The 25,511-nt window shown below is 71.8% G+C and carries 26 protein-coding genes and 2 pseudogenes; 11 read left to right on the top strand and 17 right to left on the bottom strand.

Annotation, left to right across the window (positions count from 1 at the left end):
* The first annotated feature begins 39 nt into the window (after positions 1 to 39).
* Positions 40 to 378, top strand: coding sequence for a putative quinol monooxygenase (locus tag ACFXKG_RS31385; protein WP_384846244.1), 339 nt, complete (start codon positions 40 to 42; stop codon positions 376 to 378).
* 195 nt (positions 379 to 573) lie between these two features.
* Here the strand turns inward: ACFXKG_RS31385 and msrA are convergent, their stop codons facing one another.
* Positions 574 to 1,239: a peptide-methionine (S)-S-oxide reductase MsrA gene (msrA, locus tag ACFXKG_RS31380; RefSeq protein WP_384846242.1), complete on the bottom strand. Its 666-nt coding sequence runs from the start codon at positions 1,237 to 1,239 to the stop codon at positions 574 to 576.
* Between the two features lie 176 nt (positions 1,240 to 1,415).
* Entirely contained in the window at positions 1,416 to 2,519 is a 1,104-nt protein-coding gene (locus tag ACFXKG_RS31375) for a hypothetical protein (protein WP_384846240.1), read from the bottom strand.
* 123 nt (positions 2,520 to 2,642) lie between these two features.
* On the opposite strand from ACFXKG_RS31375, the gene ACFXKG_RS31370 reads away from it, so the two are divergent.
* The gene (locus tag ACFXKG_RS31370; protein ID WP_384846238.1) at positions 2,643 to 3,803 is read left to right on the top strand and encodes a cystathionine gamma-synthase; all 1,161 of its coding nucleotides are present in this window, start codon (positions 2,643 to 2,645) and stop codon (positions 3,801 to 3,803) included.
* 31 nt (positions 3,804 to 3,834) lie between these two features.
* Here ACFXKG_RS31370 and ACFXKG_RS31365 read toward each other — a convergent pair whose 3' ends face one another.
* The 3 genes and pseudogenes from ACFXKG_RS31365 to ACFXKG_RS31355 all read right to left on the bottom strand — a co-directional run.
* Positions 3,835 to 4,086: a hypothetical protein gene (locus ACFXKG_RS31365; protein WP_365807823.1), complete on the bottom strand. Its 252-nt coding sequence runs from the start codon at positions 4,084 to 4,086 to the stop codon at positions 3,835 to 3,837.
* Positions 4,083 to 4,583 (bottom strand): sigma factor-like helix-turn-helix DNA-binding protein, encoded by a 501-nt coding sequence (locus tag ACFXKG_RS31360; RefSeq protein ID WP_384846235.1) that lies wholly within the window; start codon positions 4,581 to 4,583, stop codon positions 4,083 to 4,085. The genes ACFXKG_RS31365 and ACFXKG_RS31360 overlap by 4 nt, the downstream gene beginning before the upstream one ends.
* 224 nt (positions 4,584 to 4,807) lie before the next feature.
* Positions 4,808 to 5,323: pseudogene (locus ACFXKG_RS31355) on the bottom strand (MarR family winged helix-turn-helix transcriptional regulator); the annotation flags it as partial.
* 187 nt (positions 5,324 to 5,510) lie between these two features.
* On the opposite strand from ACFXKG_RS31355, the gene ilvA reads away from it, so the two are divergent.
* Positions 5,511 to 6,743, top strand: a complete 1,233-nt coding sequence (ilvA, locus tag ACFXKG_RS31350) for a threonine ammonia-lyase (RefSeq protein WP_384846233.1) — start codon at positions 5,511 to 5,513, stop codon at positions 6,741 to 6,743.
* Between the two features lie 185 nt (positions 6,744 to 6,928).
* Here the strand turns inward: ilvA and greA are convergent, their stop codons facing one another.
* Together greA and ACFXKG_RS31340 are read right to left on the bottom strand one after the other, a co-directional pair.
* Positions 6,929 to 7,426 carry a transcription elongation factor GreA gene (gene greA, locus ACFXKG_RS31345; RefSeq protein ID WP_384846231.1) on the bottom strand — a complete coding sequence of 166 codons (498 nt, stop codon included), beginning with the start codon at positions 7,424 to 7,426 and terminating at the stop codon, positions 6,929 to 6,931.
* A 214-nt stretch (positions 7,427 to 7,640) separates the two neighbouring features.
* Positions 7,641 to 8,042, bottom strand: coding sequence for a DUF4307 domain-containing protein (locus tag ACFXKG_RS31340; protein ID WP_365807831.1), 402 nt, complete (start codon positions 8,040 to 8,042; stop codon positions 7,641 to 7,643).
* 97 nt (positions 8,043 to 8,139) lie between these two features.
* On the opposite strand from ACFXKG_RS31340, the gene mca reads away from it, so the two are divergent.
* The gene (mca, locus tag ACFXKG_RS31335; RefSeq protein WP_384846229.1) at positions 8,140 to 9,021 is read left to right on the top strand and encodes a mycothiol conjugate amidase Mca; all 882 of its coding nucleotides are present in this window, start codon (positions 8,140 to 8,142) and stop codon (positions 9,019 to 9,021) included.
* A 1-nt stretch (position 9,022) separates the two neighbouring features.
* A complete protein-coding gene (locus ACFXKG_RS31330) occupies positions 9,023 to 9,256 on the top strand; it encodes a hypothetical protein (protein WP_384846227.1) in 234 nt (77 codons plus the stop codon).
* A 367-nt stretch (positions 9,257 to 9,623) separates the two neighbouring features.
* Here the strand turns inward: ACFXKG_RS31330 and ACFXKG_RS31325 are convergent, their stop codons facing one another.
* The gene (locus tag ACFXKG_RS31325; RefSeq protein ID WP_384846225.1) at positions 9,624 to 12,866 is read right to left on the bottom strand and encodes a tetratricopeptide repeat protein; all 3,243 of its coding nucleotides are present in this window, start codon (positions 12,864 to 12,866) and stop codon (positions 9,624 to 9,626) included.
* A 180-nt stretch (positions 12,867 to 13,046) separates the two neighbouring features.
* Between ACFXKG_RS31325 and ACFXKG_RS31320 the strand changes: the two genes are divergently transcribed.
* On the top strand, positions 13,047 to 13,526 hold the full coding sequence (locus ACFXKG_RS31320; protein WP_384846330.1) for a nitroreductase family deazaflavin-dependent oxidoreductase: 480 nt from the start codon (positions 13,047 to 13,049) through the stop codon (positions 13,524 to 13,526).
* A gap of 77 nt (positions 13,527 to 13,603) precedes the next feature.
* On the opposite strand, the gene ACFXKG_RS31315 is transcribed toward ACFXKG_RS31320, so the two are convergent.
* Positions 13,604 to 13,804 (bottom strand): hypothetical protein, encoded by a 201-nt coding sequence (locus ACFXKG_RS31315; RefSeq protein WP_384846223.1) that lies wholly within the window; start codon positions 13,802 to 13,804, stop codon positions 13,604 to 13,606.
* A complete protein-coding gene (locus ACFXKG_RS31310) occupies positions 13,762 to 14,031 on the bottom strand; it encodes a DUF234 domain-containing protein (protein WP_384846221.1) in 270 nt (89 codons plus the stop codon). The genes ACFXKG_RS31315 and ACFXKG_RS31310 overlap by 43 nt, the downstream gene beginning before the upstream one ends.
* A gap of 185 nt (positions 14,032 to 14,216) precedes the next feature.
* Here ACFXKG_RS31310 and ACFXKG_RS31305 point away from each other — a divergent pair, with 185 nt between their 5' ends.
* The 4 genes from ACFXKG_RS31305 (at position 14,217) to ACFXKG_RS31290 (ending at position 17,377) form a co-directional block, all read left to right on the top strand.
* Positions 14,217 to 14,612 carry a hypothetical protein gene (locus ACFXKG_RS31305; protein WP_384846219.1) on the top strand — a complete coding sequence of 132 codons (396 nt, stop codon included), beginning with the start codon at positions 14,217 to 14,219 and terminating at the stop codon, positions 14,610 to 14,612.
* Between the two features lie 187 nt (positions 14,613 to 14,799).
* Positions 14,800 to 15,684, top strand: a complete 885-nt coding sequence (locus tag ACFXKG_RS31300) for a class I SAM-dependent methyltransferase (RefSeq protein ID WP_384846328.1) — start codon at positions 14,800 to 14,802, stop codon at positions 15,682 to 15,684.
* A gap of 160 nt (positions 15,685 to 15,844) precedes the next feature.
* Positions 15,845 to 16,645: an APH(3'') family aminoglycoside O-phosphotransferase gene (locus tag ACFXKG_RS31295; protein ID WP_384846326.1), complete on the top strand. Its 801-nt coding sequence runs from the start codon at positions 15,845 to 15,847 to the stop codon at positions 16,643 to 16,645.
* 93 nt (positions 16,646 to 16,738) lie between these two features.
* Positions 16,739 to 17,377, top strand: a complete 639-nt coding sequence (locus ACFXKG_RS31290) for a LysE family translocator (RefSeq protein ID WP_384846217.1) — start codon at positions 16,739 to 16,741, stop codon at positions 17,375 to 17,377.
* Positions 17,378 to 17,490: 113 nt separating this feature from the next.
* Here ACFXKG_RS31290 and ACFXKG_RS31285 read toward each other — a convergent pair whose 3' ends face one another.
* From ACFXKG_RS31285 to ACFXKG_RS31265, 5 genes are all read right to left on the bottom strand, one after another.
* Positions 17,491 to 18,600, bottom strand: coding sequence for a hypothetical protein (locus ACFXKG_RS31285; RefSeq protein WP_384846215.1), 1,110 nt, complete (start codon positions 18,598 to 18,600; stop codon positions 17,491 to 17,493).
* Between the two features lie 59 nt (positions 18,601 to 18,659).
* Entirely contained in the window at positions 18,660 to 19,232 is a 573-nt protein-coding gene (locus ACFXKG_RS31280; protein ID WP_384846213.1) for a TIGR03086 family metal-binding protein, read from the bottom strand.
* A 290-nt stretch (positions 19,233 to 19,522) separates the two neighbouring features.
* Entirely contained in the window at positions 19,523 to 20,455 is a 933-nt protein-coding gene (locus ACFXKG_RS31275; RefSeq protein WP_384846211.1) for a helix-turn-helix transcriptional regulator, read from the bottom strand.
* Between the two features lie 163 nt (positions 20,456 to 20,618).
* Positions 20,619 to 21,809, bottom strand: coding sequence for a hypothetical protein (locus ACFXKG_RS31270; RefSeq protein WP_384846209.1), 1,191 nt, complete (start codon positions 21,807 to 21,809; stop codon positions 20,619 to 20,621).
* 471 nt (positions 21,810 to 22,280) lie between these two features.
* A complete protein-coding gene (locus tag ACFXKG_RS31265) occupies positions 22,281 to 22,442 on the bottom strand; it encodes a hypothetical protein (protein WP_384846207.1) in 162 nt (53 codons plus the stop codon).
* A gap of 289 nt (positions 22,443 to 22,731) precedes the next feature.
* Here ACFXKG_RS31265 and ACFXKG_RS31260 point away from each other — a divergent pair.
* Positions 22,732 to 23,112 (top strand): annotated as a pseudogene (locus ACFXKG_RS31260) (hypothetical protein); the annotation flags it as partial.
* 213 nt (positions 23,113 to 23,325) lie between these two features.
* Here ACFXKG_RS31260 and ACFXKG_RS31255 read toward each other — a convergent pair.
* On the bottom strand, positions 23,326 to 23,985 hold the full coding sequence (locus tag ACFXKG_RS31255; protein ID WP_384846205.1) for a hydrolase: 660 nt from the start codon (positions 23,983 to 23,985) through the stop codon (positions 23,326 to 23,328).
* A 475-nt stretch (positions 23,986 to 24,460) separates the two neighbouring features.
* Positions 24,461 to 25,450, bottom strand: a complete 990-nt coding sequence (locus ACFXKG_RS31250) for a pirin family protein (RefSeq protein ID WP_384846203.1) — start codon at positions 25,448 to 25,450, stop codon at positions 24,461 to 24,463.
* Positions 25,451 to 25,511 lie beyond the last annotated feature (61 nt).

The raw sequence follows: 25,511 nt of genomic DNA, 5'->3' as shown, positions 1-25,511 counted from the left end.
AGCGCGCAAACATGCACCCGGAGGAGTGGAGAAGACGGAATGACCAGCTCAGAGCCGGACCGCCAGGCCGTCCCGGTGATTGTCACCGCGACTTTCCGTCCCCGCCCCGGGGCCCGTGCAGAAGTGATCGGCGCACTGCGGACCGCGGCCGAGCGCGTCCACGCGGAACCGGGCTGTGAGCTGTACGCGCTGCACGAGGCGCCGGACCGCCTCACACTCATCGAAAAATGGACGACTGTCGGCCACCTCGACGATCACGGCCGCGCCCCGGCCGTCCAGGCCCTCCACGAAGCCCTCGACGGCAACCTCCTGGAGCCCGCCGACGTCGTCCGCCTCTCCCCGCTCCCGGCGGGCGATCCGGGGGCCGGGGCGCTCTGAACACAAGAGTCCCGGGTACCGCGTGATGCGGTACCCGGGACCAAGTACGTCTGGACCAGGTACATCTGGAACAGCTATGTGTCTGTACGTCGTGTCCGTACGTCTCTTCGGTATCCCCCGGCGGGAGCGCCGCCCGTTCCGCGAGCAGGTTCGTCCGATGCTCCGATGCCCGACGCCGTGCGGCGCCGCACGGGCCTATGCGCCGGTCGGGGCCACCCCGATCGGGCAGGAGACGCCCGTGCCGCCCAGGCCGCAGTAGCCCGCCGGGTTCTTGTCCAGGTACTGCTGGTGGTCCGCCTCCGCCGGGTAGAAGGGGCGGCCCTCGGACGGGAGGATCTCCGTGGTGATCGTCTTGTAGCCGCTGCCTGTCAGGACCTGCTGGTACGAGGCGCGGGAGGCCTCCGCCGCCTCCGCCTGGGCGGGGGAGTGGGTGTAGATCGCCGAGCGGTACTGCGTGCCCACGTCATTGCCCTGGCGGAAGCCCTGGGTCGGGTTGTGGGACTCCCAGAAGACCTTCAGCAGCTCGGCGTACGAGACGGTCTTCGGGTCGAAGACGACACGGACCGCTTCGGTGTGCCCCGTCAGGCCCGAGCACACCTCGTCGTACGTCGGGTTCGGGGTGAAGCCGCCCTGGTAGCCGACGAGGGTCGTCCAGACGCCGTCCGTCTGCCAGAACTTGCGTTCGGCGCCCCAGAAGCAGCCGAGGCCGAAGTCCGCGACCTCAAGCCCCTCGGGGTACGGACCCGCCAAGGGGTTGCCGAGGACCGTGTGGCGCGCCGGCACCGCGAACGCGGGCTCCGGCCGGCCGCGCAGGGCCTGCTCGGCGGTGGGCAGCTCGGGGGTGCGGCGGGACAGGAACATGGTCGGCTCTCCTCGGCTGTGGGGTCCTGCTCCGTCAACGTGCGGGGCGGCTGATCCATTCCGGGCGGACCGCATTCCGGGCGGACCGCGCACGCCACCGCGGCGGGGATGTGCCCCACTCGCCCCGGCGGGGACCGCGCCCCCGTCCACTCCGGCGGAGGCACGTCCCGGATCCGTCAGCGCGGGAGCGTCGCCGGGTTGCCGCCGTTCGCCTCGTAGCCCGCCACCGCCAGCGCCCGGTAGACCGTGTACTGCGCCGCCGGGTCCGCCTCATGCGTCCATGGGAGCGCGCCGACGTGGCCGTCCACCTGCACGAGCTGGTGCATCGCCTCCGACCAGCGCTCGCACCGTACGAGGAAGAAGACCAGCAGGTGCCGTACGTGCGCGAGCATCGGGTCGTCCGCGCGGGCCGCGTGGACCGCGAAGAGCGCGCCCTCCACCGCCTTCGTCACCACCGCGCTCTGGTAGAAGCCGCGCACCAGGTTGACCTCGGGGAGGTGCTCGTACACCGCGAAGAGCGGCAGCGCCGCCAGCAGCGAGCCCTGCGGGGCGCGGGCCGCGGCCGCCGTCGCGAACTCGTCGGCCTCGTCGCGCGAGCCGTGCCACTTCTCGCACGCGTAGTGCAGCGCCGCCAGATGCGCGCCCATGTGCGCCGGGGCCCGGTCGATCACCTTCGCCCAGAGCAGGTCGAACTCCTCGCGGGAGTAGCCGAGTCCGCGCGCCACGGCCAGCTCCACGATGTACGGGACCGGGTCGCCCGGCGCCAGCAGCGCCGCCTGGCCGCAGACCGTACGCGCCTCCTCCAGGATGATCCGGAAGTCGTCCGTCCCCGCCGCCGACGACCGCCACGCCTGCTGCACCAGGAACTCCGCGTGCACCGCCGCCCCGCCCGCGTCCTTCGGCGCCTCCGACCGCCACGCCCGCAGCCAGGCTCCCCCGACCCCGGGCCGCTGCTGGAGCTCCAGCGACGCCGCCCCCGCGAACGCCTGCACCCGCTGCCAGCGCACCTCGCCCTCCTTGCCCGTCCCGGCGAGGAGCTGCGACGCCGCGCGCCAGTCCTGGGTCCCCTGGACGACATCGAGCACGTCGAGCAGGTCCTGGTCGGGACCGGGCATCCGGATGTCCAGCTCCTCCTGCCGGGCGAACCCGTACGCGGCCGGGTCGGCGGCATCCGGCGATCCGGGGGCGACCTGGCGGATACCACCGCCACGGCGCCTGACGTACGGGGCGATGACCGCGGCCAGCAGGCCCATCGCGAGCAGGACCCAGAGAATCTCCATGCGTCCATTGTCCCGGACGCGGTCCGGTACGGAATCACCTGTGGATAACCGTGAGTCACGCGCGGGGCCCCACTCCCCCCGGGTGTCCACGGGCGCCGGTCCCACGGCGCTACCCTCGGGCCCATGAGCCACGAGCACTCCAGCGACCAGCATCGTTTCGAGACCCTCGCCATCCACTCGGGGAACACCGCCGACCCCCTCACCGGGGCGGTCGTACCACCGATCTACCAGGTGTCCACATACAAGCAGGACGGGGTGGGCGGCCTGCGCGGCGGTTACGAGTACAGCCGCAGCGCCAACCCCACCCGTACCGCCCTGGAGGAGAACCTCACGGCCCTGGAGGGCGGCCTGCGCGGGCTCGCCTTCGCGTCCGGGCTCGCCGCCGAGGACTGCCTGCTCCGTACGCTGCTGGCCCCCGGCGACCATGTCGTCATCCCCGACGACGCCTACGGCGGCACCTTCCGGCTCTTCGCGAAGGTCGTCTCCCGCTGGGGCGTGGACTTCTCGGTCGCGGACACCTCCGACCCGGCGGCCGTACAGGCCGCACTGACCCCCCGCACCAAGGTGATCTGGGTCGAGACCCCCTCCAACCCGCTCCTCAACATCACCGACATCGCGGCCCTCGCGGGCATCGCGGCCACGTCCAGGGCGCGGCTCGTCGTCGACAACACCTTCGCCAGCCCGTACCTCCAGCAGCCCCTCGCGCTCGGCGCGGACGTCGTCGTCCACTCGACGACCAAGTACATGGGCGGGCACTCGGACGTCATCGGCGGCGCGCTGATCACCGAGGACGAGGCGCTGGGCGACGCGTTGGCGTACCACCAGAACGCGATGGGCGCCGTCGCCGGGCCGTTCGACGCCTGGCTCGTGCTGCGCGGCATCAAGACGCTCGCCGTCCGCATGGACCGGCACTGCGAGAACGCCACGCGCGTCGCGGAGATGCTCGCCGGCCACCCGCGCGTCTCCCAGGTCCTCTACCCGGGGCTGCCCGACCACCCCGGCCACGAGATCGCCGCCAAGCAGATGAAGGCGTTCGGCGGGATGGTCTCGTTCCGGGTCGCGGACGGCGAGGAGGCGGCGGTCGAGGTCTGCGACCGCGCGAAGCTCTTCACGCTGGGCGAGTCCCTGGGCGGTGTCGAGTCGCTGATCGAGCACCCGGGCCGGATGACACACGCCTCGGCGGCGGGCTCGCCGCTGGAGGTGCCGGCCGACCTGGTCCGGCTGTCCGTGGGGATCGAGTCGGGCGACGACCTGCTGGCCGATCTCCGGCAGGCCCTCGGGTAACCGCCGCCCCTCCGCCCGCACGGGCCGGCTCTCACCAGCCTTCCAGCGGCGGTGTCGTCCGCGCGGGCGGCGGTGCCCACGGGTGCACGTCCCACGCCCATACGGTGAAGACGATCACCGCCGCCAGCAGCACCGCCCACACCACCCGGCGCGCGGCCCGGCGCCTGCGCAGCATCCGTTCGCCGCGCCGGGCCGCCCGCGCCACGAGACCGGCGGGGACGGCCGGGCGCGGCAGGTCGAGCAGCCGCCGTATCTCCGCCTCCTTGCGGCTCGTACCGCTCACGGCCCCGCCTCCCCGCGCGGGGCCGTCCGCCGCAGCGCCGACATCGCGCGGGCGCAGAGGGCGCGGGCCCGGTCCTCGGGGAGCCCGAGCAGGGACGCGGTCTGCTCCTCGGTGAGGCCCTCGTACAGCTGGAGTACGAGGACCAGCCGCTCCTGCGCGCCGAGCCCGCCCAGCAGTCCGCCCTGCCCGCCAGCCCGGCGCCCGCCCCACCGCCCGCTCCACCGGCCCGGCCGCCGGACGCGCCACGCCTCCTGGGCGAAGCGCAGCGCCAACTCCCGGCGGGTGCGGTCGTACGGGTCCTCGCCGCGCAGCTGGTCCCACTCCGCGTACGTACGGGCCAGCGCGGCCTCCAGCAGGCGCTGCGCGCGCGGGGTCGCGGTGGGCGGTTCGGCGGTCAGCAGCGCGGCCGTGTGCAGCAGCCGGCCGGCCGCGCCCGCCGCGAAGACCTCGAACTCCCGGGCGCGGCGGCGATCCGTGGCCGCGCGCCGCTCTCGCACGACCTCATATCAGGCCAGCCGGGCCCCGAGGTCAAGAGGGCATCGGCACCGGGACCCGGAGCGCGCCACGATCAGGCGCCGGGGCGCCCGCCCTCCGCCGGGTCCGCCGCCTTCGGAGCACTCTCCGTACCCGCTTCCGGGCCTGGGACCGCCTCCGCCTCGGCATCCGCGCCCGGCTCCGCGTCCGCGTTCGTCTCCGACTCCGTGCCCGGCTGCTCGCCGGACGGCTGCCCCGCCGCCCTTGCCGAGAACGCGCCGTTGAGACGGGTGAGCAGCGTGGTGAAGGAGTTCCGCTCGTCCTCCGTCCAGTCCGCCGTGACCTGAGCCATCAGCGCGCGCCGCGAGGAACGCACCTCGTCGAGTCTGGCCAGCCCGCGCGCCGAGAGCTGGAGCACCACCGCGCGGCCGTCCTCCGGGTGCGAGGTGCGCTTGACCAGACCGGTGTCGACCAGCGGCGCGACCTGCCGGGTCACCGTCGAGGAGTCGATGCCCATCCCGGCGGCCAGCGCCTTGACACCCATCGGGCCTTCCTGGTCGAGCCGGTTGAGCAGCAGATACGCGGCACGGTCCATCGAGTTGCGGACCTGGCCGACACCGCCGAGCCGGGTCTGTTCGGCCCGCCGGGCGAAGACGGCCACCTGGTGCTGGAGGGCATCGAGGAGGGCGGCGTCGTCCGATGGCTCGACAGGCCGCTCCCGGGAAGCCGACGCAGCGGAAGTCATGTCCTGAATGGGGGGCATGGCTGGGGGCTCTTTCGTGCGGGGGTCGGTTGGTGGGGAAAGAGTACGCGGCCGGACCCCGCACCGTACCTGCCCTGTGGAAACCGGGTGAAGGAGAAGTGCGCGGGGCGTGCGCGGGCGCTTGCCGGCCGCCGGCGGACCGGGGACGGGCCCGGCCCCGCCCGGCGTGAGCTGCGAGACTTGCCGTATGAGCTTCCGCACGTCGCGCCCCTCCCACCACACCCTGATGCTCGACGACATCCGAGGGGCCCAGAAGATGCTCTCCGGCGTCGCCCGGACCACCGCGATGGAAGGCAGCAGGTACCTCAGCGACCTGGTCGGCGCACCGGTCCTGTTCAAGTGCGAGAACCTCCAGCGCACCGGCTCCTTCAAGCTGCGCGGCGCGTACGTACGGATCGCCGGGCTCTCCCCCGAGGAGCGCGCCGCGGGCGTCGTCGCCGCCAGCGCCGGGAACCACGCCCAGGGCGTCGCCCTCGCCTCCACACTGCTCGGCGTCCGCTCGACGGTCTTCATGCCGGTCGGCGCCCCCCTGCCCAAGGTGGCGGCCACCCGCGACTACGGCGCGGAGGTACGGCTGCACGGCCAGGTCGTCGACGAGACATTGGCCGCCGCGCAGGAGTACGCGCGGGACACCGGCGCGGTCTTCATCCACCCCTTCGACCACCCGGACATCATCGCCGGACAGGGCACGGTCGGCCTGGAGATCCTGGAGCAGTGCCCCGAGGTGCGGACCATCGTCGTGGGGATCGGCGGCGGCGGTCTCGCGGCCGGCATCGCCGTCGCGGTGAAGGCGCTGCGCCCCGACGTCCGGCTGATCGGTGTGCAGGCGGCCGGGGCGGCCGCGTACCCGCCCTCGCTGCGCGCGGGGCGGCCGGTCTCGGTGGACCCGCTCCCCACGATGGCCGACGGGATCAAGGTGGGCCGGCCGGGCGACATCCCCTTCCGGATCGTCCAGGAACTGGTGGACGAGGTGCGTACGGTCTCCGAGGACGAGCTCTCCAGCGCCCTGCTGCTCTGCCTGGAGCGGGCGAAGCTCGTCGTCGAACCGGCCGGTGCCAGCCCGGTGGCCGCGCTGCTCGGCGACCCGGCGGCGTTCCGCGGCCCGGTCGTCGCGGTGCTCTCGGGCGGGAATGTGGACCCGGTGCTGATGCAGCGCATCCTGCGCCACGGCATGGCGGCGGCGGGGCGCTATCTGAGCCTCCGGCTGCGGGTCACGGACCGGCCCGGCGCGCTCGCCACGATGCTCGGGGTGCTGTCGGTGGCCGACGCCAATGTCCTGGACGTGAGCCATGTACGGACGGATCCGCGCCTCGGGCTGACGGAGGCGGACGTCGAGGTGCACCTGGAGACGAAGGGGCCCGCGCACTGCGCGGAGGTGGCGGCGGCGCTGCGCGAGGCCGGGTACACGATCCTCGGCTGACGCCGACCCCGACCCCGACCCCGGACGCCGGCACCGACGCCGTACGGACAGGCGGGCGGGCGGAAAACGGAACGGGCCGGTCCGCCCGACGGGATGTGGGGCGGACCGGCCCGTTCACGCAAGCGCAAGACGCGAGCGCGAGCGCGAGAACAAGCGCGGGCGGGGACGCGGGCGCGGGCGTCGGCTCAGGCCTGGTACGGCTTGGCCTCAAGGATCTTGACCTTGGCCTTGTTGCCGTTCGGGAGTTCGTACTCCGCGCTCTCGCCGATCTTCTTCCCGTTCACCCCGCTCCCCAGCGGGGACTGCGGGGAGTACGTCTCGATGTCGGAGCTGGCGTACTCGCGCGAGGCGAGCAGGAAGTCCAGGGTGTCGTCCGGGTCGCCGTCGAAGGCGATCGTCACGACCATGCCGGGAGCGACCACACCACTGGCCGTGGGTGCCTCGCCGACCTTCGCGTTCTCCAGGAGCTGGGTGAGCTGGCGGACGCGCAGCTCCTGCTTGCCCTGCTCCTCCTTGGCCGCGTGGTACCCGCCGTTCTCCCGCAGGTCGCCCTCCTCGCGGGCAGCAGCGATCTTCGTGGAGATCTCCGTGCGCGCGGGACCAGACAGGTACTCCAGCTCGGCCCTGAGCTGGTTGTACGCCTCCTGGGTGAGCCAGGTGACGTTCTCGCTGGTCTGGGTCACTGGTGCTCCTCGTAGGTGCTGGGGATACAAAGCAACGCCCTACCCAGAAGCATGTGCCGTCTCGGGTGGGCGAAACCACGAGCCTAACAATTTCGGGACGCAAGGGGGAGGACAATTGCCGTCAGAAATACATCGGCGCAGGTCAGCGCGGAACCCACCGCGCCACACGGCGGGTCACTTCAGAGGGCACTTCACAGCCGCCGGCCCCACCCGCTCAGTCGGACGTGCAGCCCACCAGTTCGGTACTGGTCGCACTCTCCGTCGTACGGATCGTGACCACCTCGTCGATCCGGGTCTCCCCGGGCCCGAAGCGCACGTCCTTGCGGCCCACCTCCGCGGCGCTCTCCGCGAGTGAGCGCAGGGTGCAGCTGCCGCTCGCGTCCCGGTCCTTGCGGACCTCCAGATGCGCCTCGACCTCGGTGGCGGAAATCCGCTTGAACTTGATGAGCTCACCGGAGACACTCCGGTCGATCACGTAGTGGTAGCCGTACCAGCCGAGCAGGACGACCAGCAGGCCACCGAGGACCGCGCCCAGGCGGCGCAGCCGCCGGTCCGCGAGCTCGTCCGCGGAGCGGCCGTACCGTCCTGCGGGAAGCTCCTCGCGTACCGCCGCCATGATCGTTCCTCTCGGACAGGGACAGCCGGAATTTCCGTCCCCCGATATCCGTCACTATAGAAGCCGACCAAAGCGCCACATCACTGAGGATCGAGTCTTGACTGAGCAGCTGCGGCTGATGGCCGTTCACGCCCACCCCGACGACGAGTCGAGCAAGGGCGCGGCCACCATGGCCAAGTACGTGTCCGAGGGGGTGGACGTGCTGGTCGTGACCTGCACGGGAGGCGAGCGCGGCTCCATCCTCAACCCCAAGCTCCAGGGTGACGCCTACATCGAGGCGAACATCCACGAGGTACGCAAGAAGGAGATGGACGAGGCCCGGGAGATCCTGGGCGTCCAGCAGGAATGGCTCGGGTTCGTCGACTCGGGGCTGCCCGAGGGCGACCCGCTGCCGCCGCTGCCCGAGGGCTGCTTCGGACTGGAGGACCCGGAGGTCGCGGCGGGCCGGCTGGTCCGGTCGATCCGTGCGTTCCGGCCGCAGGTCGTCACCACGTACGACGAGAACGGCGGGTATCCGCACCCCGACCACATCATGACCCACACCATTTCCATGATCGCGTTCGACGGCGCGGCGGACAAGGAGAAGTTCCCCGAGGAGGACTTCGGCCCGGTCTGGCAGCCGTCGAAGCTCTACTACAACCAGGGCTTCAACCGGCCGCGTACGGTCGCGCTGCACGAGGCGCTGCTCGCCCGCGGTCTGGAGTCGCCGTACGGCGAGTGGCTGGAGCGGTGGAAGGAGATCGAGCGGGTGGAGCGGACGCTGACCACGTACGTCCCCTGCGCGGACTTCTTCGAGATCCGCGACAAGGCGCTGATCGCGCACGCCACGCAGATCGACCCGGACGGCGGCTGGTTCCGCATCCCGATGGACGTCCAGCGCGAGGTGTGGCCGACCGAGGAGTACGAGCTGGCGAAGTCGCTCGTCGATACCTCCCTCCCCGAGAGCGACCTCTTCGCGGGCATCCGCGACAATGCCTGATATGTATGCGACCCAGGCAATGACGCAGCTCGTTCCTCTCGCCCAGGAGCTGGACGAGAACAAGGTGACGCCCGGTGTGCTCGGCTTCATCGTGTTCGCGGTGATGGCGGGCGGCGTGTGGCTGCTGATGAAGTCGATGACCCGCCACATGGGGCGGGTCGACTTCGAGGAGGCCCCGGAGCCGCAGCCGAAGGCGACCGCCGGGCAGCAGCGGGCGACCCCGGGCGGGAAGTAACGGCACGGACGGTGGCCAGACGGGTCCGTACGGGTCCGTACGGGTCTGTACGGACCCGTAGGTACGGGCGGTGCACGCATCCGTACGATCCGTGCGGTCCGTAGGTACGTACGGCACGGTAGGGATCGGCGCGCTGCAGGTATCAGCGCTGTACGGATCAGCGCTGTACGGATCAGCGCTGTACGGATCAGCGCTGTACGTATCGGTGCCGTACCGATCGGCGTCGTACGGGTCGCGCACGCCCGACGTGCGGCGGTACGGGCGACGCGGCGGTCCGGCGTACGGCCGCCCCCTCCGCCAGGGGAGCGGCCGGTACCGGTGCCGTACGCGCGGCGAACAGGCCGTCCGGGCGGGCGTCGGGCGGGCGTCAGGCGGGTGTGACCTCGACCGGTACGCCCATGACCTCGCGCGCGTGCCGGTTCGGCACCATGCCGAGGTCCCAGGCCTGCCAGCCGTCCTCCAGCCGGACACCCCGGCCCAGCATCACGGCGAACGCCGCCAGCGAGTCCGCCAGCTTGCCGTCCCGCGCCGGATGGTCCGCCGCGGACAGCTCGGCCAGCTCCTGTTCGGCCACCGCCGAGCCCACCTCCGTACCGCCCGCCGAGCCGTACGGCAGCAGTGTGCAGCGCAGGAAGCGTGACCAGTCCGCGCCGCGGTGGTCGCCGTACGAGGTGAAGAGCGCCGTCGCCTCGTCGCACAGCGCGAGCGCCTGGGCCGCGCGGCTGTTCCCCGCGTCGACGATGGCCAGCTCCAGACAGGTCCACCCCTCGCCGTGCGCGACGCCGATCCGCCGGAAGTCCGCGCGGGCGTCGACCAGGAGCTGCCGGGCGAACCCCGAGTTGCGCAGGTTGCCGGTCTGCGCGGCACGCTGGTCGCGGGTGACCCGGCCCGAGTGGTGCCGGGCGCAGGCCAGCCCGTACACGTCCCGCATCCGCGAGAACATCGTGCGGGCCCGCTCCAGCTCCCGTACCGCCTGGTCGCGCTCGCCGCCCTCCTCCAGCGCCTGCCCGAGGTAGTACAGCGTCCACGCCTCGCCGCGCGCGTCCTCGTTCTCCCGGTGCCTGGCCAGCGCCTCGCGCAACTGCTCGGCCGCCTGCCCCGGTTCACCCTCCACCAGCCGCGCCCGCGCCAGCTGCGTCGTCGCCCACGCCACGCCGCGGCCGTCCCTGGTCCGCGCGTACAGCTCCAGCGCCGCGCGCAACTCGCCCTCCGCGCGGGCCACATCACCCATCCGCAGGAACAACTGACCGAGCTGGAAGTGCGCCCACGCCTCGCCGTGCACCGACTCGCTCTCGCGGTGCAGCGCCAGCGCCGCGGTGAGCATCCCGAACGCCTCCTCCGGGTAGCCGCGGTCCCGCTCCACCGCCGCCAGCGCGTGCAGCGTCCAGCCGCGGTCACCCGCCAGCGACGGGGTCTCCTGGAGCGCCAGCGCCTCGCGCAGCTTCGCCGACGCCTCGGTCAGATTGCCCTGGTGGTGCAGGGTGATGCCGAGCGAGCAGAGCGCGCGGGCCGCGCCCGCCTCGTGCTGCGCCTCCTGGTAGAGGCCCACCACGGAGGTCAGGGTCGTGCGCGCCTTGTCCAGCTCGCCGAGCTGCCGGGCGGCGATGCCCGTACGCCACTGGACCGAACGCACCAACAGCCCTTGGTCCACCGCCTGCGTCAACTCGTTGATCTCGCCCAGCCGGTAGAGGTCGCCGCGCAGCAGGCAGTAGTCGCAGAGCGCGCCCAGCAGATTGAGCACGGCCTGCTGGTCCACGCCCTCCGCGTGGCGCAGCGTGGCCGTGATGAAGCTCGACTCGTCGTCCAGCCAGCGCAGCGCCGCGTCCAGCGACGAGAAGCCGTGCGCGCCCGCCGCGCTCTTGAAGAGGTCCGCGCGGGTCGACGTCTTGCCGTCGACCAGCCGGATCACGGAGTCGGCCAGCTCGCCGTAGTTGCGGATCAGCCGCTCCTGCGCGGCCGTACGCTCCTCCGCGGGCTCCTCGTCGCGCAGCCGCGCGTGCACGAAGGTCCGTACGACGTCGTGCAGCCGATAGCGGCTGCCCCGTACGTGCTCGACCAGGCCCGCCCGCGACAGGGCAACCAGCAGCCGTCCGGCCTCCTGCTCGTCCGTCGCGAGCAGCGCCGCCGCGGCGCCCGCGCCCAGCGAGGCGCGCCCCGCGAGCGCGAGACGGCGCAGCAGCCGCCGGCCCTGGTCGTTCTGGTCGGTGTACCGCAGCCACAGGGCGCGCTCGACGGGCTCCACCGGGCCGTACGCTTCGAGATCCGCGGCCAGCCCGTGCGCGGTGCGGCCGGCGCCGAGCGAGGAGCCGGCGATGCGCAGCGCGAGCGGCAGCCCGCCGCACAACTCCCGTACACGGTCCGCCGACTGGGCGTCGTACGGCCCGCCCTCGGTCTCACCCCCGCTCCCGGAGGCGGCGCGCAGCAGCTCCTCGGCGCCCGCCCCGTCCAGTGCGTCGACGGGCAACTGGTGCACCCAGGCCGGGACATCGGCCGGCAGCTCGACGGGGCCGCGCGCCGTCACCAGCACCAGGCTGTCCGAGCGCTCCGGCACCAGGGTGCGCACCTGCTCGGGGTCGGAGGCGTCGTCCAGGACGACGGTCACCGGCAGGCCGGTGAGGTGCTGGTGGTACAACTCGCTGAGTCTGCGCACCTGTTGCTCGGGCGAGGAGCCCTCGCGGAAGAGCAGCTGCTCGCGCGGCGCGCCGAGCCGGTTGAGCAGGTGCAGCAGCGCGTCGCGCGTCGACAGCGGCGCCTCCAGGGTGCCGCCGCCGCGCAGGTCGACCACGCAGGCGCCCCGGAACTGGTCCCTGAGCTGGTGTGCGGCGCGTACGGCCAGCTCGGTGCGGCCGGACCCAGGGGCGCCGTACAGCACGACGACCGTCGGCTTGGTCTCCGTCGACGCGCGGGCGGCGTGCACCCACTGCGCGATCTTCGCCAGTTCGGCGCGGCGCCCGGCGAACGGGCCCGCGGGCTCGGGGAGATGGCCGAACGACTGCTCCAGCACGGTCCTGCGGCGGGCCGCGGCGCTGCGGTCCCCGCCCCGCAACTGCGGGACGGAGGTCTTCTTGGCCGTCGTACGGCGTGTCGCGGAGGTCAGGACGCGCTGCTGGTCGAGGAACGGCCGGATGCCCCGTACCTCCAGCGCCGTCAGCCACTGGAGCCGCAACTGCTCGGCCCCGCCCGGCTGGCCCGCCGCGCCGGCTCTGCGGTGCGCGGCCGGCCAGTGCGCGGCGGTCACTTTCGCGACGGTGGTCGCCGCCCCGGCCACGGCGACGACGGCGCCGGCGCCGAGGGCGACCCCCGTGGCCGTCCCGAGCGCGACATCGGCGCCGATCGCGGCCACGGCGGCGACCGACGTGACCAGCGCGGGCGTGCCGATGCTCTGCCGGCTGAACCGCTCGGACAGCGGCACCGCCTGCACCCGCGTCGCGTCCAGGGCCTGCGTGTAGGCGGCGTACTCCTCGTCCGCGCCGGCGGCCATCGCGTCCAGGGCGCCGCGCCCGCGCGCCAGCAGGGCGTTCCCGTCGGTTCGCCCGCCGGAGCGCCGTACCTCCTCCTCGACGGCGCGTACCAACAGCCGTTCGGCCTCGGCCCGGTGGCTTTCCCGCATGTGCGTCCCCCTCCGAGAGCATGGTGAGTGCACATTGTCCTGCGGACGGGGCGTCATGGCGAGTGGTGCCTGTCGTTCGGCTGTTCGGCGGCCCGGTACAGGAATGATTGCCTCCGTCCCGTGCGTTCCAGCGGACGAGGACTCATTCGACAGCACCCGACAGCATCGGAGATGGACAGCATGCCTCTGAAGGGCGAGTACGAGCCGAGCACGCAGCAGCTGGTACGGGACCAGGTGGAGCTGTACGAGAGTTCCGGCGGCACACAGGGCACGACACTGGCGTCCCTGGTCGGCACGGCCGACGAGAAGCGCCGGGACATGCCCGTCGTCATCCTGACCACGCTGGGCGGAAAGAGCGGCAAGATCCGCAAGTCCCCCCTGATGCGTGTGGAGCACGACGGCACCTACGCCGTGGTCGCCTCCCTGGGCGGCGCCCCGAAGCACCCGGTCTGGTACTACAACGTCGTGGCCGACCCGAGGGTGGAGCTGCAGGACGGCGCGGTGCGCCAGGACATGGTGGCCCGTGAGGTGACGGGCGACGAGAAGGCCCTGTGGTGGGCCCGCGCGGTCGAGGCGTTCCCGGACTACGCGGACTACCAGAAGAAGACGGAGCGCGAGATCCCGGTCTTCGTACTGGAACCGGCGGCAGACGGACACTGACCCGGCGCCTCTCCAGGCCGTATGCCGCGCCCTCCACACCACGCGGAGGGCGCGGCGTCGTGGTGGGGGCGGCACCGTCACACCGGCCATGCCCCGAAGACATCCCCCGGTCCCCGGACCAGGTCGGCCCCGTCGCCCCCGCCCGTCCCGGTGATCCCGCTCGTGCCGCCGAGGGGCGCGACGATCAGCCCGGTGGAGCCCGGGACGAAACCCGGTACCTGGGCCGCGCCCTCGTTCAGGGCGGCCAGGTCGTGGTGGTCGAAGGGCCCGTCAGCCACTTGACCGAGCCCGCGAAGTACAGCGTCCCGGCCACGGGTGCGCGGTCGGCGCCCACCAGGTCGACCTCGGGGCTGAACTGCCGGTTCCACCAGCTACCCACCGCCTCGGCCTCCGGCCAGGGCAGTTCCCCCGTCGCTGCCGCCAGTTCGAGCGACTCCCGGATCAGAGGTTCGACCGCACGACCGCGCCAGGCCGTCCACCGGCGCCGTACCATCCGGAACGCCATGTCCGGACGCCCTCGCAGCGCCGGATTCTGGGAGCGGAAGGGATCTTTCCGATCGCGCGCCGACTCCGACGCCGTAAACGGGCGACACCTTCCATTTACGTTGAAGTGCAGAGACACGCCTGCTCGGCCCTCTCGGAAATGAGGCCGTGGCACGATGTGCGGCATGACGACGAACCGAAAGGCCCATGCCGCGTAGGCGGCCAGGACACATCCGGGCACGCGTCCCCGGCGCCCGGTACCCAGAAGTAAGGCGCACCATCGACGGCCTGTCCTCGCGTGCGCTGTCCGAGATCTTCCGTCTCGAACACACCCGCAACTATCTGCGGCCGGGAGACGTCGGCGCGGCTCTGCGTCTGTGGAAGGACTACGTGCACCGTCCCGAGCGCCAGTTGTGGGACGACTACGAACGGGGCAACGTGCACTGGTACTGCTGCGGTGATCCCCTCGAAGCCCGTGCTCTCCTCGACACCGTGACGCAGGTCCTTTCGCCTCGAAGCGCCCGCGAACTCCGGCGGATCGTCGGCCGGTACGACGCCGTCTGGAACCAGCCCTCACCGCCGTACGACCCGGGTGAAGGCTGATGATCGTCACGTTCGGGGTGAACGGCACGCTCGTCGTGCCGAAGGGCGGCCCCACGTGCCCCGACGCCGGGGGGGGCCGGACGGCGCTGCGAGTGTGTCGTACGGGCTGTCGGCCGCGGCCCGGCGTGAGAATCCAGGGATGAACGGGGCGCCGGGGGCCGACCGTAAGGAGCTGGACACCATGGTGATGGCGGACGAGCGCGACGAGTGGCCGGACACCACCGCGGTACGGGTCGCCCTCTGGCGGGCGATGCACGTACAGGCCGACCCGCCGCCCCACGTCATCGAGGACGAGATCGGCCTGCGGCTGGCGGCCCCCGGCGAGGGATGGCGGCACCGTCCCGACATGGACCCGCGCGCCACCGCCGGGTTCCGGGCGGCCGTCGTGGCCCGCGCCCGGTTCGTCGAGGATCTGGTCGCCGAGCAGGCCGGCCGCGGGGTCACCCAGTACGTCATCCTGGGGGCCGGGCTCGACACCTTCGCCCAGCGCAGACCGGAACTCGCCGCCCGCCTCCGCGTCTTCGAGATCGACCGGCCGGGCACCCTGGCCTGGAAGCGGCGGCGCCTGACCGAGCTGGGGTACGGGGTCCCCGACGGGCTGCGACTCGTCCCGGTCGACTTCGAGGCGGGCGGGGACTGGTGGGAGGAACTGGCCGCCGCGGGCTTCGATCCCGGCCTGCCCGCGGTCGTCGCATGCACCGGGGTCACCATGTACCTCACCGAGGAGGCCACGGCGGCGACCCTGCGCCGGCTCGCCGGACTGGCCCCCGGCTCGACGCTCGCCCTGACGTTCCTGCTCCCGGCCGGACTCCTCGACGAGGCCGACCGCCCCGCACTGGAGGCGACCAAGCCGCAGGCGCGGGCGGCGGGAACGCCGTTCATCAGCTTCTACACCCCGCGAGAGATGCTGGCACTGGCCCGCGCGGCGGGGTTCGAGGACACCCGGCACGTACCGGGAACCGCCCTGGCCGACCGCTACTTCGCCGGCCGGAGCGACGGCCTCCGCCCGTCGAGCGGGGAAGATTTCCTGGTGGCCTCGGTCAGCTCGGACGACGCCCGTGAGCGCAGCTGACCGTACGGAGGAAGTGGCCCGCGTCCTCGGGGCCGGCCGGCTGCTCCCTCGCTCGTTCCGCCCTGACCGGGGAGCTCCTGGTTCCTTCGCCCGTTAGGGTGCCGGTGTGAACGAGGTGACCCCGGATGCGCCCCAGGACGTAACCCCCGATACGGCCCGTGTGTTCCGGGCGCTGCTCTCCGACGGCCTCGGCGCCGGCCGGTGGGAGGCCGTCACCGACGGTGAGTCCGGGGCCGGTGTCTTCCGCGCCGAGGACGGCTCGCGGTACGCCAAGTGTGTCCCCGCCGGTCAGGTCTCCGCGTTGGAGGCGGAGCGGGACCGGGTCGAATGGCTCCACGCACAGGGCCTCCCGGGGGCGCGCGTGCTCGACTGGCGGGTCACCGGCGAGGGTGCCCGCCTGGTGACGAGCGCGGTCGCGGGGGTGGCGGCCGATCAGCTGCCCGCTCCGAGGCTCCGGGAGGCGTGGGCGCCGATCGCCGACGCGGTACGCGGGCTGCACGAACTGCCCGTACGGGACTGCCCGTTCACCCGTGACCTCGCGCAGATGTTCGCCGTCGCGCGCGATGTCGTCGCCCGCGGTGCCGTCCACCCGGAGTTCCTCCCCGAGGAGCAGCAGGGGACGCCCGCCGGGGAACTGCTGGCGCGGCTCGAACCACAGCTCGGCCGGCGGCTCGCCGAGGAGGCGGACCGGAGCGTCGTCTGCCACGGGGACCTGTGTCTGCCCAACATCATCCTCGACCCGGAGACCCTCGACGTGGCGGGCTTCATCGACCTCGGCCGCCTCGGACGGGCCGATCCGTACGCGGACATCGCGCTGCTGCTCGCCAACTCCCGGGAGACATGGACCGGCGAGGAGCAGGCGTGCGCCGCGGACGAGATGTTCGCCCGACGGTACGGCGCCGTCCTGGACCGCGAGAGGGAGCGGTTCTACCTCCACCTTGATCCCCTCACCTGGGGGTAGCGCGGTGGCGCGGCAGCGGCGCCGTACCGCGCCGGTGCCAAAGGCCGGAATCGGGGTGGAGGCGCGAACCCGGGCGTGCCTATGATCCGGCTCATGGTGTCCACCGACCGGCTTCTCGCCTTCGCGGCCATGTCGTTCCTGCTCATCGTGGTCCCCGGCCCCAGTGTGCTCTTCGTGGTGGGGCGGGCCCTGGCGCAGGGGCGTCGTGCCGCGCTGACCACGGTGCTGGGGAACACGCTGGGCGCCTATGTGCTCGTCGTGGCCGTGGCGCTCGGGGTCGGTGCCGTCGTGGAGCGCTCCGTCATCGTCTTCACGGCGCTGAAGCTGGTGGGCGCTGCTTATCTGGTGTACCTCGGTGTGAAGGCGATACGGCAACGTGGCGTGCTGCAGGCCTCGTTCACGGGGGAGGGGCCCGGGCGCGGCAGTCTCCGTACGCTGTGGGACGGGTTCGTGGTCGGCGTGGCCAACCCCAAGACCATCGTGTTCTTCGCCGCCGTGCTGCCGCAGTTCGTCGACCCCGGCCAGGGGCATGTCGCCCTGCAGATGCTGCTGCTCGGTCTCGTCTTCAACGTCGTCGCGATCGTCTCCGACAGCACGTGGGGGCTGATCGCCGCCACCGCGCGGGGGTGGTTCGTCAGCTCGCCGCGCCGGCTCGCCATGGTCGGCGGCGCCGGTGGTGTCGCGATGATCGGCCTCGGTGTCGGCGTCGCGGTGACGGGCCGTAAGGACTGAGACTCCGTACCCGCACACAACTGACGTTCCGCACCACACACAGCGGAGTGCGGTAGCCCACCCGCGGCAAGGAGGGCTACCGCACGATGCCGACTCGGGGAACGGCTACCGGCTCAGCCGGTCTTGACGGGGGTCAGGGTGAAGCCGTCGTTGGGCTTGCCCGCGAGGAGGTCGGCCAGTCCGCCGCTGAGCGCGTACGTCCTCCCGTCCGGGCCCGCGGTCACGTCGCTGGTGACGGGGTCCTGGACGGTGTCGGTGACCTTCACCGTGGCTTCCTTCCAGTTGTTGCTGGGCCGCACGTGCTGGATCTGGGCGGGCTTGCCGTTCAGCAGACCGCTGCTGACCGCGGTGATCGAGCCGTCCTCCAGGAGCCGCATGCCGGCCGTGGGGGCCGACAGCGGCGTCCCGGACAGCTTCACCAGCTCCGCGTCCTCGGGCTGCTGGACGGGCACCCGTACGATCGCGCCGTCGGCCATGGCGATGATCAGCTGGTCCCCGGCCACCCACTCCACCGCGGACATGCCCACACCGTTCAGGAAGTCAGGGATGTCCAGCTTGCCCTGGAGCAGGTCGCTCCGCAGGAGGACCGAGGCGCGGCCCTCGGTGTCGATGCGGAACACCGTGGGGGTCAGCTCGTCGACGGCGTAGACGGTGCCGTCGGGCGCCACCGTCACGTCGGAGATCAGGTGCTTCTTGCCATCGAGGGCGATGGCCGTCAGGTCGACGCACCAGTCCTGCTTCCCGGTGGCCAGGTCGTAGCTGCCCACACCGGCGATGCCGAAGGGGTTCTCCTTGGAACGGTCGGCGGTGCCGTAGTCCACGTTGCCGACCAGGACGCGGCCCCGCTCGCGGTCGACGCGGACGGCCTGTGCCGACACCAGTTGCGGGTCGTCGATGAAGGTGCGCACCGTGCCGTCCGGGTCGACGGCGTAGACCTTGCCCTGCTTCAGCGAGCCGGCGAAGAACGTCTTCGACTGCGCGTCGTAGTCCAGGGAGTGCGGGAACACGTTCGCGCCGTCGGCCTTGATGGGGCTGGGCGTCTTCTGCTTGTTCTGCCCGGTCACGGATCGCTCGGAGGCGGAGCTGGAGTTGGAGTTGGAGTTGGCCACGGTTTCGGAGCCGGTTCCGCCGGACATGTTGCGCGCGGCCAGCGCCGTCCCGGTGGCCGCCACAACGACCAGTGCCGCACTCGCGATGGCGATCTTCAGCTTCGTCTTCTTCATGGTCCTTGTTTCCTCAGGAGAGTTGGGGTCGGCGGGTACTGCGGTGAGGTGTCCGGGGATCATCCGGTGATGTCGCGTCCGAGCAGGGCGGCCAGCCGGTCGAGCGCGGGGGCGTCCTCCGGAGCGGTCCGGGACGGCGCGAACGGAGCGCCGGGCCCGGACGGCAGCTGTGCCAGGAGGCCGCGGGCGAACTCGGTCTCCCGCTCCACCGTGGCGTCGTCGAACAGGGCCTTCTGGCCGATGGCCCGGGCCAGGTCCCAGCCGTGCACCAGGTGCTCGATGGTCTGCAGGTGCAGCGCCACCGCACCGGGCACCTCACCGACCGGCGCCCGCACGGCGCGCTCCAGCGCTCCCGGAGCCTCGAAGGCGGCGACCAGGGTGGCGGCCGAGGTCCGGAACGTCCGCCTGAGCTCCTCCGGAGCGGTGTCGGCGTCGAGCGCCGGCAGGGGCGCCTCCGCCCCCATCACGTCGGCGAACGTCTGCTGTCCCGCGACCAGATGGTCGACAAGCTGCCGGACGGTCCAGTCGGTGCAGGGCGTGGGCGCGCTCCACCGCTGCTCCTCCACGTGCTCGACCAGGTAGGCGACGGTGTCGACGACCTCGGTGAAAGCCGTGACGGGTGTAGTGGACATGGGGAACCTCCGGGAGGGGTGAAAGAGGAAGACGGGCACGCGCCCGTCGCGTGCGAGCACCGGAAACGGGTGATCGCCGCTGGGCGGGGACACAGGAGAAGAGAGAGGGGAGGCGGCGTCATCGGCGGCGGGAAGGCGCGCGTGACGAGGCCCTGCGGCACTCTCCGGCAGGCCTCGGGCCGGGGAGCGACGAGTGATGTTCAGGGGTGACGCTTCATACGTACGGGCGAGACGGAACGAACGGGCGGACTACGGACGGACTGTGGATGTGCGGTGGCCGGACGGCCGGATCAGGAGTGCAGGGGAGGAGCGATGTGTACGGGGGCGCCGGTGGCGGGGTGGGCGGTTGCCGGCCTGTCGGCTGTGGGCTGGAGGGTCTGGTTGAGCAACCGCAGCGCCGCCTGGGAGGCGGAGCCGGGCGCCGCCGTCGTCACCACCACCCGGATCCCCTGCTCCCGGGGCACCGCGAGCGAGTGCTGGAGCACGTCCAGCTCTCCGACCGTCGGATGGCGCATGCGGTACTCGACCATGCCCCAGGCGCGCACCCGGTGCTCGGCCCACAGCGTGGCGAACTGCGGGCTGCGCATGGTCAACTCGCCTATGAGGGAGGCCAGATGCGGGTCGTCCGGGTATTCCCCGACCGCCTGCCGCAGCTTGCCCACCACGTCCCGCGCCTTGCTGTGCCAGTCCACGTACAGGTCCTGGGTGTGGGCGTCCAGGAATATCAGCCGGGCACTGTTGGGCCGCGTGGCCGCCCGATCCGGGCTGTCCCCGGCCAGGTGCCCGGCGAACAGTGCGTGCCCGGCGCGGTTCCACGTCAGGATGTCCGAGCGCCGGCCGAGGACGACCACGGGTGAGTCCCTCAGGGCGTCCACCAGTTGGCGCACCGCCGGGGTGACCCGCTCGGCGGGGAGCCGGCGGCGGCTCTTGCGGGCATCACCGGACAGGGTGTGCAGGTGGCGCCGCTCCGCGTCGTCCAGGCGCAGAGCCGTGGCCAGTGCGTCGAGGACCTGCGGCGAGGCGTTGAGCGACAGCCCCTGTTCCAGCCGGATGTAGTAGGCCACGCTGACCCCGGCCAGCTGGGCCAGCTCCTCCCGCCGCAGCCCCGGCACCCGCCGCCGGTCGCCGTAGTCCGGCAGTCCCACGTCGGCCGGCTTCAACTGCGCCCGGCGAGTGGTGAGGAACTCGCCGAGGAGGGACTTGCCGTGCGCTGTCTCGTCCATGCGGTCGAGTATGGCCAGCCCCGCCACATCCAGCCTGCCCCTGCGAGTAGCAGACACGGAGCCGCGGCCGCGGCCGGCGGGGCGGTGCCGGGCGGTCCCGTGCGGGGCCGCCCGGCGGGCTACGGGCGTGATGTTGTGTCAGGCCCGCTGTTGGGGGAGCGCTTCACCCGATCGGGACGTACTGGCCGTTGCGGATGACGCAGGGGCGACCGTTGACCTCGTACACGGGCTCCGAGGCCGGCGCGCCACCACCTCCGCGCGGGCCGGGCGGCGGGCCTCCGTACGAGGGGCCTCCGTAGGAGGGGCCGGGCGGCGGGCCTCCGTACGAGGGGCCTCCGTAGGAGGGGCCGGGCGGCGGGCCACCGAACGAGGGGCCACCGAACGAGGGCCCGGGCGGCGGGCCAGGGTAGGGCGCGTGCGACGGGCCGCCTCCGTACGAGGGCCCGGGCGGCGGGCCAGGGTAGGGCGCGTGCGACGGACGCGAGTGCCGTGGCGCGTGCGACGGACGCGAGTGCCGTGGCGCGTGCGACGGACGCGAGTGCGGATGCGGGGCGTCCACGATCATCGGCGACCCCCCGCCCCCGTCCCCGCCCTCGTCGGAGGATGACGACATTTCGAGCAGGGTATCGCGTGCCCCCCTGGAGAGCTTGTGCTTGCCGGACTGTGCCTTGGGGTAGGCCTGCGCACCGTAGCGGTCCCCGTCATGTGTCACGGATCCGGCCATGGGGAAATTGTCTACGAATTCGTCACGGCTGGCCCTGCCGCTCTTTTGGCGCTCAAGTGCGGAACGCAACGCCTTGTTGGAACCCGGGCGACGCTTATGCTCCGAATACGAGGCGCCGTAGAGTGTGGAGGCGGCACGGCGCCGGGTGGGGTCCATGCTGTCGATCCTGTCCTGGTCCGGCGGCTCATTCCGCAGGACGTCCACGGCGACCCCGAGATCGTCGTCGGTCAGCTGGGACATGAAGCCTGGGGGCTTGCCAGGGCGTTTTTCGTGGTACCTGTCGCTGAATCTGCCGCTGCCGGGGTGCTGCTTTTTGTTCGTCACGGCCATCGGGCCCTTGTCGTTCGCGTAGCCCTTCTTGATGGTGTGCCCGCCGAACGGATCGTCATTCGGGCCGTAGGGCAGGTCCCCGTCGTCGTATTCCGCGTCGCGTCTTGAGGCGCGCTCGTGAGCCCTCCTTTCCCTTGCGAGCGCCTCCTGGTACTTCTCCTCCTCCGTCATGCGTGAATAGTCCCGGTCCCGGCCGCGCTGCACCTGAAGGGGCGCGCGCTGCACCTGGGGCGCCCGCTGCACGGGCGAGGCACCGGACAGGAATGCCGACGTCGCGGCGTTGCCCGCTTGAGTCTGCATGGCCGAGAGGGAGAGGAACGTGTCGGCAGCGGCCCCGGCCGCGCTCTGGGACGGACGCGCCAACGGCGCTCGGGCACCGTTGGCTTCGCGATCTCTGTATGCGTACAAGGGCTCGGCTCCTCGGGTCTTTGGGCGGTCCCCCCGGCTTTACTGCCACCTTCCAGGTGTAGTGAGGCGAAGCCTGGGACGCCATGGACGCGAGGGCAGTGTGCGGCTACCCAACGGGCAGCCGTTCGGCGCCTCTTGGGGCAGGGTCGCATCTTCGACCTCGGCCACGCCCCTGACCGGTGATGCCTCGCCGGGGGTCTTCGTTCCGGGTGTTGTTGTGCCGCCGGAAGGCGAAGCTCGGGTTGTCGGCTGCCCACTGTCGACGCCGAGCACCGTACCCGGTCCGGAGACGCGCCGTCGAGAGCGGCAGCGTGGTCTTCCCGGTCCCCGTCCGCGCTCCGGACTCGGTCCTAGCCCACGCCGTCAGGTGCGAACGAAGACCGACCAGACCATGCGGATCGGGCGCGGCCGGGAGATGAAGCGCAGTCCGTGCCGTGTGGCGGCCGGTTCGGTGGTGAGCGCGAGGTCGTATCGGCGCTCGGCCACGGCCTGGGCCGCCTGGCTGGTGGAGTCCGCGATGGCCACTTCGGGTAACTGGTGGGCGACGGAAAGCAGTTGGTCGACCAGCGGTCATGGCGATGGGTGCGTGACCACGCTCAGGGGGTAGGAACTGCTGCCCGATAAGTGAGTTCTGGTGACCATACGCGCGCGCGAGTGAGTCTGTGGTGGTTCCCGGTTCTGTTCCGGTGGGGTGGGTGGCTGTTGGGCTGGGTGGGTGACTCTTGACCCGGTGGTTCGTTGTCCTGTTCGACATGGGATGCCCGGTGGCGTACCGGAGGCCCGGGAGCCCAGGGCTGCGGAGGGGGTGGGATGGATGGCGGAGCTTCGGGTAGTGGTCGCGCCGTTTGTCGTGCCCGGCCCGGCGGGTGTTGCAGTGCGTACCCGATTGCGTGTGTCGGCCGCCGAGGAGCGGGTGCTGTGTGAGGTGGGTGGGTGGTTGGGGTCGTTGGCGTCGGGGGATCTGGCGGTCCGCTGCCGTGACGGTCTGGACCACGACGCGGAGCGCTGGGCGGTGCGTAAGCGGGCGTTGACGGGGCGGTCGTCGTCGCGGTGGGCCGGGAGTATCACCAAGGCCACCCATGACCAGTGGGCCCTGGCCCGTCGGGGCCTGGCCGCGCATATCCGCGGTCTGGAGGCGGGGATCGCGACGGTCCGCCACCGCCTCGCGCTGCCGGTCGGCGAGAAGGGCACCCAACCTGCTTCTCGGCGCTGGTCCTGGCGCCGAGAACAGGATTGCGGACGAACTCGACCGGGCGGCCGAGCAGTCCCCCGCGAGCGTTGATGTCCTCGGCTCCGGATCCCATGGGCGAGACGGGCCGAAGGCCGTTGTCCGCGAGGGGACCGGTCGGCGACAGGCCGTTGGCGACCGGCGGTACCCGATACGGATCGGGGCCCGCGCGTCGTCAGGTCAGACGTCGGTTCCACCGCGTCCTGTGGCGAGCAACTGCGTCTCCCAGCTGAAGGCGACGCCTGTTGCGCCCCCGTGCTCCAGCAGAACGTCGGTGAGGCCCGGGAGGGTCTTCTCGCGGGCATAGTCGCGCTGCCACTCACTCATTACGGCCAACCAAGTGATCGGTACCACGCCCGCCTGGATCATGCGACGCACAGCCATGTCGTGGGTTTCCTTCGAGGCGCCGCCCGAAGCATCGGTGACGACGAAGACCTCGAAGCCCTCACCCGCCGCCTGTATCGCCGGCATCGCGACACACACCTCCGTCCAGAGACCGGCGATGATCAGCTTCTTGCGGCCGGTCGCCTTGACGGCGTCGACGACGACCTGGTCCTCCCAGGTGTTGATGACCGTGCGGTTGATCGGCTTCTGCTCCGGGAACACGTCCTGCAGTCCCTTGATGAGGTAGCCGCCGCGCTCCTCCAGGACGGTCGTCAGGATGGTCGGTACATCGAACACCTTGGCGGCCTTGGCGAGGGCGACAGAGTTGTTCACGACCATCGTGGGCTCGTGGCTGTTCAGGTTGGCGAACTGGAACGGCTGGTGGTCGATCAGGACGACGACGCTCTCCTCGGGCGTCAGCAGTGCCTGGAGTCCGGACTTTGCTTCCTTGCTCATGGGATCTCTTTCCTGGTGTCTGTGTCTGTGTCTGCGTGCGTGTCTATGTCCGCGTGCTCGGACGGGTCATCGTCGATACGGCGGTACACCGCTCCTCGGGCCGAGTCGGCAAGCCATCACGCCGAGTGCTCCACGAGCCGGTTCGGCCCCGTGCGGAGAGACGGCCCCCGGTGTCAGGAGCAACCGGCTCGACCAAGTAGATGACGCGTCACCTATATTAGCGTTGGAAGTTGACGCGTCAAGTAGATGTGTGGGGGCGGAAGTTGGTGGCCCGAACCTGGGCGAGCGAAGCTGGCGGTCGGCCGCGTACGCCGTTGTGCGGCCGGTGACAGGTGCCTTCTCGGCGGGACCGCGCTCGGCCGGGCTGCGCATCCGGCCACCGCGGGGTGTCGGGTGTGACCGGGCCTCGCCCGTCTCGGTGTGGAAGAAGACGCGCTGTACGCCCGGGTCGGGGTAGGCGGTCGGAAAAGGGAGGTCAGCGTGTCGGTGGGTTCCGGCGCGGTGTGATGACGGCGTTCGGCAGGGCCGGTGCGGGAAGGCGGCCGCCGGGAAAGTCCTCGATGACGCCGAAGCGGTCGGAGGAGGCCTCCCAGTCCTCGCGGGCTTTCACGATGTCCTCGTTGCTGCGGCCGATGAAGTTCCACCACATGACGATCTCCTCCCCGAAGGGAGGTCCTCCGAGGAGGATGGTCCGCGCCGGGGTGTCGGTCTCGTTCACCATCGTCAGGGTGTCCGCGCCGCGAGGGACGTAGCCGAGTTCGGCAGGCCGCAGCACCGTGTCGATCAGGCGGATGTCCCCGCTGTCCATGAGAAGGCCGTGCTCGAAAGCCGCGTCCACGGCGAGAGTGAGCGTTCTGTGCGCTTCGATGACGATCTCGGCGCCGAGCAGCGGTGTGAAGCTCCGGACCGGGGAGGTCCGGCCGGCGAGCGAGCCCAGAAAGACCCTGATCTCGGCCCCGTCGACCTGAGTGGGTTCGGGCGCGTGGTGCTGGAAGTCCCGGGCGGTGCCGCGGTGTTCCTCGGGCAGTGCGACCCACAACTGGACGCCGTGGATGACGGTGGTGTTCGGGGTGGAGACCTCCGAGTGGGCGATGCCGTGTCCGCCGGTCATGACGTTTACCTCGCCGGGCCTGACCAGGGCATGAGTGCCGAGGGTGTCGCGATGCTCGACCTCGCCGCTGAACAGCCAGCTCACCGTCTGCAGTCCGGTGTGCGGATGTGGGGGCATGTTCATGCCGCCTGACGCGGCGACCTGGTGCGGCCCGTAGTGATCGGCGAAGCACCAGGCGCCGATGAGTGTGCGCCCCCGCTGGGGCAGTGTCCGCCGCACGCGCATCGCACGCGGACCACCCAGGGGGACCTCGCGCGCCGACAGGACATCGACCCGCGGCGCTCCGGTCGGCCGGTCGCCTTCGACGAGTGCACCGCACCGCAGCGCCGCGGCACCGTTTTCCACGTTGCTCACCGAGAGAGCACCTCCCACACAATTTGGTTGTCGTGTCAACTATGATGTCACGGAGGCAGGC

It is taken from the genome of Streptomyces sp. NPDC059255 (assembly GCF_042752355.1).
In the GTDB taxonomy this organism is placed as follows: Bacteria; Actinomycetota; Actinomycetes; order Streptomycetales; family Streptomycetaceae; genus Streptomyces.
The sequence above is the reverse complement of the archived record's forward strand: the minus strand, read 5'-3'. Positions and strand labels throughout refer to the sequence as shown.

What these genes read in the sequence shown, in the direction of transcription:
- ACFXKG_RS31340 (WP_365807831.1), bottom strand. Translation starts at nt 8,042, where the DNA reads ATGGCGGCGGTACGCGAGGAGCTTCCCGCAGGACGGTACGGCCGCTCC.
- ACFXKG_RS31370 (WP_384846238.1), top strand. Translation starts at nt 2,643, where the DNA reads ATGAGCCACGAGCACTCCAGCGACCAGCATCGTTTCGAGACCCTCGCC.
- ACFXKG_RS31290 (WP_384846217.1), top strand. Translation starts at nt 16,739, where the DNA reads ATGGTGTCCACCGACCGGCTTCTCGCCTTCGCGGCCATGTCGTTCCTG.
- ACFXKG_RS31310 (WP_384846221.1), bottom strand. Translation starts at nt 14,031, where the DNA reads ATGGCGTTCCGGATGGTACGGCGCCGGTGGACGGCCTGGCGCGGTCGT.
- ACFXKG_RS31385 (WP_384846244.1), top strand. Translation starts at nt 40, where the DNA reads ATGACCAGCTCAGAGCCGGACCGCCAGGCCGTCCCGGTGATTGTCACC.
- ACFXKG_RS31325 (WP_384846225.1), bottom strand. Translation starts at nt 12,866, where the DNA reads ATGCGGGAAAGCCACCGGGCCGAGGCCGAACGGCTGTTGGTACGCGCC.
- ACFXKG_RS31300 (WP_384846328.1), top strand. Translation starts at nt 14,800, where the DNA reads ATGGCGGACGAGCGCGACGAGTGGCCGGACACCACCGCGGTACGGGTC.
- ACFXKG_RS31330 (WP_384846227.1), top strand. Translation starts at nt 9,023, where the DNA reads ATGTATGCGACCCAGGCAATGACGCAGCTCGTTCCTCTCGCCCAGGAG.
- ilvA (WP_384846233.1), top strand. Translation starts at nt 5,511, where the DNA reads ATGAGCTTCCGCACGTCGCGCCCCTCCCACCACACCCTGATGCTCGAC.
- ACFXKG_RS31375 (WP_384846240.1), bottom strand. Translation starts at nt 2,519, where the DNA reads ATGGAGATTCTCTGGGTCCTGCTCGCGATGGGCCTGCTGGCCGCGGTC.
- ACFXKG_RS31270 (WP_384846209.1), bottom strand. Translation starts at nt 21,809, where the DNA reads ATGCAGACTCAAGCGGGCAACGCCGCGACGTCGGCATTCCTGTCCGGT.
- ACFXKG_RS31305 (WP_384846219.1), top strand. Translation starts at nt 14,217, where the DNA reads ATGCCGCGTAGGCGGCCAGGACACATCCGGGCACGCGTCCCCGGCGCC.
- ACFXKG_RS31275 (WP_384846211.1), bottom strand. Translation starts at nt 20,455, where the DNA reads ATGGACGAGACAGCGCACGGCAAGTCCCTCCTCGGCGAGTTCCTCACC.
- msrA (WP_384846242.1), bottom strand. Translation starts at nt 1,239, where the DNA reads ATGTTCCTGTCCCGCCGCACCCCCGAGCTGCCCACCGCCGAGCAGGCC.
- ACFXKG_RS31320 (WP_384846330.1), top strand. Translation starts at nt 13,047, where the DNA reads ATGCCTCTGAAGGGCGAGTACGAGCCGAGCACGCAGCAGCTGGTACGG.
- ACFXKG_RS31285 (WP_384846215.1), bottom strand. Translation starts at nt 18,600, where the DNA reads ATGAAGAAGACGAAGCTGAAGATCGCCATCGCGAGTGCGGCACTGGTC.
- ACFXKG_RS31280 (WP_384846213.1), bottom strand. Translation starts at nt 19,232, where the DNA reads ATGTCCACTACACCCGTCACGGCTTTCACCGAGGTCGTCGACACCGTC.
- ACFXKG_RS31255 (WP_384846205.1), bottom strand. Translation starts at nt 23,985, where the DNA reads ATGAGCAAGGAAGCAAAGTCCGGACTCCAGGCACTGCTGACGCCCGAG.